Raw genomic sequence first — 8,525 nt, 5'->3', positions numbered from 1 at the left:
CTCGGTCTCGCCGCCAAGCACCGCCGCGGGCTGCTCGGGCAGCCAGCGCCTCCGGTCCCCTGGACATCGCCCGGGCTGCCGCCGCCGAGGATGCCTACTCGGGCAACTGGCAGGTCACCGCGTACGCCATCTGCGCCAACCCGGTGGGGGCGGCGGCCGAGGGATCGGTGCAGACCGGGGTCAGCTCGGCCAGCCACGTTTGCCCGGGAACCGAGCAGGTGCACTCGGTCGGTGGGGCCACGGGAGCCGGCTCGACCGGTCAGACCTTCCTGAACTCCCTCTACCCGGACGCTGGCCTCAGAGCGGTCCGCCTCTCGCTGACCGGCGTGCCCAGCGACGGCCTGGCCATCCAGGCGATCTGTGCCTCAGCCGACGGCCACGGTGTTGCCGAGGCCGGTGGAGACCAACCCGCACGACAAGTGGCCGACGGGCCGCAGGGGGCATCCGCCACCTGCGGCCCGTCGCCGTCCGGGCGGCGTCCAGGCGTCCGACTGGCCCGTCGCTCAGACGCGGTAGATGGTGGGCCGGGTGGGACTCGATCCTCAGATGAGGCAGCGGGCGAGTTCCGAGTGGTCGTAGGTCCAGTACCCGAAGAAGCCGGACCAGACCCAGCGCTTCACGTGCCAGTAGTGGTACTCGTACTCCAGGGCGAACCCGGGCCAACCCGGATTCGGCTCGAGGCCGGTCCGCGCGCCGACGTACTGGTACATGGTGGTCGAGGTGCTGCCGCAGCGATCGCCGCCGGTGGCGGTCACGGCCAGATCCGTGCTGGTGGCGATCGTCTCGCCGCTGCACCGCACGACGTAGCTGCGCTGGTAGTTGTCGGAGGTGGCCTCGACGACGTGCCAGTACCGATAGGTGCCTACGGAGCCGACCAGCCAGAAGGTCGTCGGCGTGCCGCCGACGACGCGGCTGTAGCTGCCGACCGCCGCGCAGGCCAGGCTGTCCGGTGCGGCATGGGCGGCGGCTGGGAGGACGATGACGGAGGCCAGCGTCGCGGTCGCGACGGCAAGGGCGAGTTTGAGTCTCATGCCCACGCAACGTACGGTCGATTGCCGCATCGATGCAGGTCAGTGGCGGCTTCCCGACACGGCCCCCGGGGATGCCGACCGGCAGAGATGATCAAAGCTCGCTCCAGAGCAGTCGGGCTGCTGTCTGCGTCCAGCCTGCGGTGGTTGCTCTCGTTTGGGCCTGTCGCTGATGGGAGTTGCCGGGTCGGTTGCGGCAGACTCGGATCCGGTAGCCGCTGGCGCGCCATGTTGAAGTCGAGGCCGCCGTCACCGTGACCGAGCTGACGGGTCACACCGGTTCGTACGTGAGCATGAGTACCCCAGTGGTGGTCGTCGTGCAGTCGACCAGCCGCAGCTGTCGCGGCCGGTCCATCTCCCGGAACAACCGCTTGCCGGTGCCGAGAAGCAGGGGATGCACAAACAAGCGGAAGCCGTCGACCAGGTCATTCGCGATAAGGTCCTGAACGAGCATTCCGCTGCCCAGCACGGCGATGTTGCCGTCCCCCTGTGCCTTCAGATCCCAAACGGCCGACGGGGGATCTCCAGCGAGCACCCGGGAGTTTGACCAGGTGCAGTTGTTCAGGGTCCGCGTGGTGACGTACTTCGGCGTCGCGTTGAGGTGTGCGGCCATCGGGTTCTCGTCGGGCTGGCTCGGCCAGAACTCGGCCATTTTGTCGTAGGTCCTACGCCCGAAGAGATACGCCGTCGTCGACTTCAGCCCTTCGACCGCCGCAGCTCCTTGCACCTCGTCGAAGTATGACGCGGCCCAGCCGCCGTGCTCGAAACCGCCGTCGCGATCCTCGTCCGGCGATCCCAGCCCCTGCATGACCCCGTCAAGGGTCACGAATTCGATGGCTATGAGCTTCCGCATGGCCTCGCCCTTCCGCCTTGCGGTCGGCACCGCGCCGACCGGTCATCCTCTATACGAACGGCTGCGGCCAAATCGACAGCAGGGCGAGAAGTTGAGCCCGCCGAAAAAGGACCGGCCACGCGGTGTGGTGGGCCAGCTCCTCCGGCAGGCCGATGTCAGACGAGGTGACGGCGGCAGAAGCCAAGATCGGAGCTAGTTTGTGCCCTGGTCGCGCCCGATGATCTTCTCCGACGTGTTCGCAGCTCGGAGGCCGTAGATGGTGGGCCGCCAGGGACTCGAACCCTGAACCTATGGATTGCCGGCGAGCCGGTCGGATGGAGCTTGGTCCGAGGTCATCCGGGCTGCTGGGGGGCTTCTGGGCCGGGTTCGGCTGGCACGGTTGCTGTACTTCGCTGCTGTACTGCTGGCGTCAGACGAGGCGCTGGACGCGGACCTTTGGGCGCTCGTTCCTCAGGTGGCCTAGCTTGTGCTGGCGGACCTGCTCGTCCCAGACCTCCTGGTCGTAGTCCGGGCCTGGCGGGATCCACTTGTGGGAGCCGTCGCTGTAGTGGAACTTCTCGTCGCCGGGCCGCAGGATGCTCATCGGGTCCAGCCGAGGAATCGGTGGTGCAGGTGGCCGGCGGGGACGTGGCCCAGGTCCTCGGCGGCGTCGACGAGCTGGGCTGCCAGGTAGAGGGCGAGTGACACCGGGGCGCGGTCGTACTCCGCTCGCAGCTCTCGACGGCGAGTGTGGCAGGGCCAGTCGGCACCGCAGCCGCCGCACGTCCAGCCCGGCGTGATCGGGAGGTGGGTCGTCATCGCGGCGCGTCCTGGCTCGGCCAGTGGCCGCGGTTGATCGGGATGGGATGACGGCTTCGGCAGGGCAGGTCGCCGCCGCAGCGGCAGATGCGCCGCCAGTGCTGCCATGACCAGACGGGTCGGTGCCGGCGGGCGAGGGTCAGCGCCGCCGCCAGGACGTACTCGTCGTAAGACACGCGCCGCCGGCTGTTGTCCTGCCTCTGGTGGTAACTGGCACCCCGCACGCCACCTGCGGTCGAACCAGTTGCATCGTTCGGCCTGGTCATCACGCCTCCCGCCGACGCTTGGGATCCCGTGGGCACCCGGTCAGCCGTGTCCGGAGACAGGGCACCCACGGCAGGACGACCCGGCCGCCAAGCTGGGTAGCCCCAGGAGCAACTTAGGACGCAATGTGCGCAGGGTCAACAGCTACGACACATAGCGTTGTAAGTCGAGCCAGAGGTGTGGTCTGCTTGCACCAGCCGCCAAGCTGGGAGCACCACCTATGTCTGAAGCCGCCTACCTACAGGTAGCCCGGGATATCCGCGAGCAGGTCAGCTCCGGCCAGTTGAAGCCGGGCGACAAGCTGCCGTCGTTCGCCGCCCTTTGCGAGCACTACGAGGTCAGCAACACCGTGATCCGGGCTGCCATGCTGCTGCTCAAGGCCGAAGGACTGATTGACGGCCGGCAAGGCAAGGGTGTCTACATCGCCAACCCGCTTCCCAAGTAGACCGCTGGTCGGCTGGCGAGACGGGACGCCTCGTTTAAAGCTCTATGCAGGCCGTGCCGTCGCGCCCGTCCTCGTGCCTGACCTCCGGCCGATCGTGCGTCATTTGGCCCTAGTTGGCCTCCGCTGGCTGGGCCGTTGCTGTCGGCGTTGCTGTCGACTCGGGGGATCGACGTGCCCTGCCGACCGGTCGGGTTTGTGTATGGTCCGTCGAGTGATCATCAGGAGAGCTGGTTGCCGGCGAGGCTTGCTGTGACGTCGGTACCGCGATGGCACGTGCTCGCACCGGCAGTCGCAGTCGGTCTGCTGGTGCTCGGCCTGACGCTCAACGCCGCAACGATCCTCTACGACCTTATGCATTGGGACGTCGTGTACTACGTGCCGCCGGAGGAGGCAGCCAACCGGAATGGCCTTGCAGACCTGGGCCTCCAGGTCGTCGACCAACTGGCGGTGGTTCTGTCCGGCCTAGCTGTGGCTGGCCTGCTCCTGTCGCTGGCAGGGCTCGTGCGCGGCAGGACGTGGGCGCATGTGGCGGCCTGCATCCTGACCGCTCCATTCGCTCTCTGCTGCGGCCTGGCGTTCATCAACGGTCGAGGTTCCTTCAACGGAAGTCCTGACGACCCGAACACGCCTCGGCATACCTTGGCGCCAACCTGGGTCCGCATCGGTGACTCGCTAGGGCCACCCCTGCTTGTGGGCGCGGCGATCGTCGTCCTGATTCTGCTATTTGTACCTGCGGTCTACCGACGCTTCTACCCGTCTCGTCACCAGCACGACCCGCGAGGATTGCCTCCCCACGAATAGCGGAGCTTTCCCCAGCTGCCACCGCCGGCCGTCTCCTTGGCGGAGCGGATCGACGCCTGCCTCCACGAGCTGCTGTCCGTGAGCGCTGCGACCGTCCGGGTCAGGGCGGCGTTGGGGCTGGCGACTGGCTCGACGACTAGCTACCCGACCTGGCCCTCGACGACGCCCGCACCTCGGGCTCCGATGCCGACATACCTGGCTAAGATCGGTTGGTGCGCGGGTTCGTGGCGCTCGCGTTGCACCGGCTCGGTCTCGGCTGACTTGCCGCTGCCACACACGGTTTAGGAAGGGGCTAGCGTTCAAGCGTGGGCGGGCTCATTTACCAGGTCAAACAGCTGCCCTCGGACCCGGCCAGCCCTCGATCATTCCGCGCATGTTCCGGATCTTGTGGCATCGGCCGATCTGCTCGTTTCGAGGCTTGGGAGCCCCGCAACCGCAGGGCTCCCCGGACTCGGCCCGGCTTGAACGGGCTGCCACCCTCTCCGTCTTGCGGGCGTGGTCATCCGGAGCCAACACGCCTTGGGCGAGGACAGCCGAATTCAACCAGGCGACGCGCTCGGACGCCACGGCTCGGCTCAGACGTTGAAGCGGAACTGAATGCCGCTGTCCCGCCACCAGCGGGAACCGTGGTCGGTGCCTGCTCACACCGCGCCTCCGGCTGCCATCGTTGGTGGTTGGTTGACGAAGTTTGACGGCGTCTTGTGCCCCCTGTGTGCCCCGACCGCTGGCACGACGTGGTTAGCTGCCGGCACCGGCATTCGAATGGCGAGAGGACCGACGTGGCGTTGACCAAGAAGGGCTCTCGGCTCATCACGGTCGACGGCGTGGTCTACAAGTGGCGAGTGCGCGGACGACCCACCTACGCCCAGGCGCTCGGTGAGCGACCACTCGCCGTCGCCGTTGAGCAAGCCGACTGCAAGGGCAGCGTGTTGCTAGTCACCATGCCTCAGGACCACCCAAGCAACTGGATCGGTGGTCGGTCGGTCCCTGTTCTTCCATCGCAGGTCGCGGCAGTCATCCGCAAGGCTCTGGGTGAGGGATGGCGGCCCGGCCAGTCGGCGACGGCCTTTCGCACGACTGCGACCGACGCATCGCAGGAGCCGTCGACTCCTTGACCCCCAGGCAACCAACACGGGCCGCTGACCTGGATCGCCAGGGTGGCCTAGCTGCGGACTCCTTCCGCTGGCGTCCGTGGCCGTCCATGGCTATGCGCCCCGGTTGTCACCCAGTTCGTCACCCAGCTCGGCTCCTGGGCATCCGGGATAGCCTCCGGGCATGCGTTACCTCACCCGGCCGTTCGTCCTGGGCGCGCTCGGCCGCAGGAAGGAAGTTGAGCAGTTCGTTGGACCGGTCACGCTCGCGGGTGTCCGTGGCATCCGCTGGGTCTCGGTCTGGCCCTGGCAGGACGGCTACAACGTGTCCGTCCATGACCTACAGGACCTGGACGACGAGCACTACCGCGACCTGTCCGTCTTCCCGCCCCTCGACCCCGAAGACAAAGGCGACACGGGCTACGGCCGCGTGATCGGCCACGTTCACGACCCGGCCGAAGCGTTGGAACTGGCGGAGCGGGACACCGGGGCCTCCCCGGATCGGTGGGTCAACCACGGAGTTGCCGGGGAGGACTATGCGGGCTTCGTGTTGGCGAGGCGAGCCCAGCACCAGCCCTGACCGTCAGTTTGAAAGGTGTGTTGACCTGAGGGAAGTCCTCGTGGGTATGCCGGTGACCGGCCCTGCTCGCTCAATGCTGCGCGCATGCCAACTCATGGTGGTAGCCCGCAGTTGCCCCTAGTTGACCCGTCTAGCGGGCACGTGCCGGGCACGGCGCGGGAACACCGACCAGGTCGCGGCCCGGTTGCGAGTATGGCTCCTCAACCCAACTTCGCGAGATCGTCCGCGACACTCTGTTGCTCGAAGGGGAGATGAAAGACTGGTAGCCTCCGCCCTGGAGGTGGCGACGACAGATGCAATTCGTCTCAGAACTTCGCCGACTGTCGCGGATCAAAATGGCGACCGAGGATGATGTGCGGGAAGAGTTCATAACGCCACTCCTGAGACTCCTCGGCTATGATCATGCTAGGAATGAGATTCGTAGGGCCGTAAAGCTGACAACGCCCTATCAGTCGGGGACTAAGAGGCGAGAGTACATAGTCCCCGACTACGTTGCGCAATCTACGAACGGTGTGCACCTGGCTATTGACGCCAAGAGCCCAGGAACCTCAGATGAGAAGTCAGTAGAGATCGTCACCCTTCCCGCATACGTCGGGCAGGTCTACAGCTACGCCTCGCACCGAGAGGTGCGCGCGCCCTGGTTTGTTGTGAGCAACGGTCACTATACCGCTATTTATGAGGCCAACAGTGACAGTTGGCAACCCGCTCTACTGATTGCACAGCAGGAACTCCCATCCCGCTTCAACGAACTCCTACAATTGGTCGGTAAAAGTCGAATCAGCATGGAGCTGTCGAAAAGAATGGAGCCGGGCTGGGTAACTCAAATCGCGACCGTTGCAACGGGCTTTCAGCCAATGAACGTTGAGATTGGCGACTTCAATGCGGACGGAATTGCGGAGATTGCCGTTGCGATCAGCGAAGATCGTGTGCCCATTTACCGCATCAATGGCACCTTGGCGACTGAGTGCGCTACGGACGGCTGGGTTTGGTGGATTAGCGCTAGCGGCTCGGACGAGGCTGGTTCCGCCACGCTTATCGCACTGCAGAAGCATCGAGGGCCGACCGACATGCGCGGCAAGGTCATCGGGATCGGACCCGACGTGCAGTGGGAGCATCCACTCAAGCGGCCGGGGTCGGGCCACGAGACGCTTAGCAAGATTGTTTGCGACAAGGGTCGCCAGCTAGTCGTCGTGGCGGACTCGGGTGCGAGTGAGGTACTAGCTCTCGATTTTTCTGGCCAACTAATCTGGGAAGCAGCTTTAGGTACCGGAACGGACCCCTGGGCATCCGTCATCCATCTGACGAGCCTGGACGACGAAACACTTCTCGTTACTCATGCGGGACGTGATTCTGGGCGGGTCGTCAAGATGCGATTGACGGACGGGGCTGTGATCGCGGCGGCCGAACTTCCATTCCGTCCGACCCAAATCGAGCTGCTTGATTACGCTGGTCATTCGTGTGCGGTTAAAGCCTCCGAAGGTTCCCTCATAGGCGTCATAAATCTAGTGGAGATGCGGCTAACCCACGCGTTGGAGCTGCCTACCGAATCGAGGCACGGATTCCTCGCCGCCAGCCTCTCCCATGGCGTCCTTGCCGCCGCCGGAATTTCCGCAATTAAGGCATACAACATCGACGCGTTGATGTCTGGCACGCTTGACGTCGCATGGGAGACGGCTGAAGTTGCGGGCTTCCCAATGCGAATGGAGTGGGTTGCGGCAGGAGAGCAGGAGACTCTAGTCGTTTGTACATGTGGATCCGCTGCATGGCCCTCTGCCAACGGGTTGTATCTCCTAAACCATGAAGGCAAAGTTCGTCAACGATACCTGCTTGATCGCAACGAGTCTGACACGGCTGATAGTTTGCCAGGGTTCCGCGCTTTCGCCGTGCGGGACATGAACGGCGACGGAGTACCCGCAGTGGTGGCGGCGGCAGACGACTCGAACCTCTACATGTGGAGACCGAATTGGTCCTGAGCCGGTCGGCAGCTGCGCAGCTTTTCATGTGGCCTCACATGCCTTGGACGAGCTGGCTGCGGACGGAGGCCGTGGTGGGGATGCGGCGCGCGCACTCCGGGCAGGCCCCTGGCCTGCCGGCGACTACCGGCCCGAGGGGTCGCAGAGGCTCCGGGGTCAAGGGCGGCCCGTAGGGCCGTCGCGCAGCGACGCGAAGCGCCCTTGACCTTGGAGGGGCGGCCCCGCACACTCCGCGCCGCATCCCCGCCACGGCCGGCGGTAACTCGCCCTACGGCACGGTGGTGCGACGGCCGCCGCGCCCGGCCGGCTGCCGGCCCACCACTTCCTACACAATGGCCTGTCGTCATGCGGCGGCCCTCCGGGCTTTCCGCTGTCCGCGCCAGCCGCCGGGCATGAGGCGTGACGGCCGCAGAGCGACAGCGGCAGCGGCCGGCGCGCGCCCAGGCGGCGGCGCGTGCGGCCCGTCTCGGGCCGCCTTGATAGACGTACAGAAAGTCCTCCCACACCGGCTGGCAGCCGGCCTGTCGTGTCACGGGAGATACTTGACACTCGCGTCCCACCAGATGCTTGACATGATCGGGTTCGGCGCGAACGGCGACCGCAGCGCGTCTCCTCCAGCGTGTTGCCCGGACTGCCCGGCCGTCATTGCTTCTTCCATCGCGCGGCCAACTGCTGGTAGTGCGCGACGAGCT

At 65.8% G+C, this 8,525-nt stretch carries 11 protein-coding genes; 5 read left to right on the top strand and 6 right to left on the bottom strand.

Going from position 1 to position 8,525, the window contains the following annotated elements:
- Positions 1–94: 94 nt before the first annotated feature.
- The 6 genes from AB0I76_RS16980 to AB0I76_RS16955 form a co-directional block, all read right to left on the bottom strand.
- Positions 95–241 carry a hypothetical protein gene (locus AB0I76_RS16980; RefSeq protein WP_357035828.1) on the bottom strand — a complete coding sequence of 49 codons (147 nt, stop codon included), beginning with the start codon at positions 239–241 and terminating at the stop codon, positions 95–97.
- Between the two features lie 301 nt (positions 242–542).
- The gene (locus AB0I76_RS16975; protein ID WP_357035825.1) at positions 543–1,031 is read right to left on the bottom strand and encodes a hypothetical protein; all 489 of its coding nucleotides are present in this window, start codon (positions 1,029–1,031) and stop codon (positions 543–545) included.
- 268 nt (positions 1,032–1,299) lie between these two features.
- The gene (locus tag AB0I76_RS16970) at positions 1,300–1,881 is read right to left on the bottom strand and encodes a dihydrofolate reductase family protein (protein ID WP_357035822.1); all 582 of its coding nucleotides are present in this window, start codon (positions 1,879–1,881) and stop codon (positions 1,300–1,302) included.
- Positions 1,882–2,290: 409 nt separating this feature from the next.
- Positions 2,291–2,464, bottom strand: coding sequence for a hypothetical protein (locus tag AB0I76_RS16965; protein WP_357035819.1), 174 nt, complete (start codon positions 2,462–2,464; stop codon positions 2,291–2,293).
- A complete protein-coding gene (locus AB0I76_RS16960) occupies positions 2,461–2,679 on the bottom strand; it encodes a flavin reductase (protein WP_088969275.1) in 219 nt (72 codons plus the stop codon). Before AB0I76_RS16960 ends, AB0I76_RS16965 begins: the two co-directional genes overlap by 4 nt.
- Positions 2,676–2,855, bottom strand: a complete 180-nt coding sequence (locus AB0I76_RS16955) for a hypothetical protein (protein ID WP_357035816.1) — start codon at positions 2,853–2,855, stop codon at positions 2,676–2,678. Before AB0I76_RS16955 ends, AB0I76_RS16960 begins: the two co-directional genes overlap by 4 nt.
- Before the next feature lie 308 nt (positions 2,856–3,163).
- Between AB0I76_RS16955 and AB0I76_RS16950 the strand changes: the two genes are divergently transcribed.
- The 5 genes from AB0I76_RS16950 (at position 3,164) to AB0I76_RS16930 (ending at position 7,833) form a co-directional block, all read left to right on the top strand.
- Entirely contained in the window at positions 3,164–3,388 is a 225-nt protein-coding gene (locus AB0I76_RS16950; protein ID WP_357035813.1) for a winged helix-turn-helix domain-containing protein, read from the top strand.
- Positions 3,389–3,661: 273 nt separating this feature from the next.
- Positions 3,662–4,189 carry a hypothetical protein gene (locus AB0I76_RS16945; protein ID WP_357035810.1) on the top strand — a complete coding sequence of 176 codons (528 nt, stop codon included), beginning with the start codon at positions 3,662–3,664 and terminating at the stop codon, positions 4,187–4,189.
- 779 nt (positions 4,190–4,968) lie between these two features.
- Positions 4,969–5,304: a hypothetical protein gene (locus AB0I76_RS16940; RefSeq protein WP_357035807.1), complete on the top strand. Its 336-nt coding sequence runs from the start codon at positions 4,969–4,971 to the stop codon at positions 5,302–5,304.
- A 160-nt stretch (positions 5,305–5,464) separates the two neighbouring features.
- The gene (locus AB0I76_RS16935; RefSeq protein WP_357035803.1) at positions 5,465–5,860 is read left to right on the top strand and encodes a hypothetical protein; all 396 of its coding nucleotides are present in this window, start codon (positions 5,465–5,467) and stop codon (positions 5,858–5,860) included.
- A 293-nt stretch (positions 5,861–6,153) separates the two neighbouring features.
- Positions 6,154–7,833, top strand: a complete 1,680-nt coding sequence (locus tag AB0I76_RS16930; RefSeq protein WP_357035800.1) for a hypothetical protein — start codon at positions 6,154–6,156, stop codon at positions 7,831–7,833.
- The last annotated feature ends 692 nt before the right edge of the window (positions 7,834–8,525 follow it).

The organism is Micromonospora sp. NPDC049799 (genome assembly GCF_040656655.1).
In the GTDB taxonomy this organism is placed as follows: Bacteria; Actinomycetota; Actinomycetes; order Mycobacteriales; family Micromonosporaceae; genus Micromonospora.
Note: the sequence above shows the minus strand (reverse complement) of the source record. Positions and strands in the feature narration are given on the sequence as shown.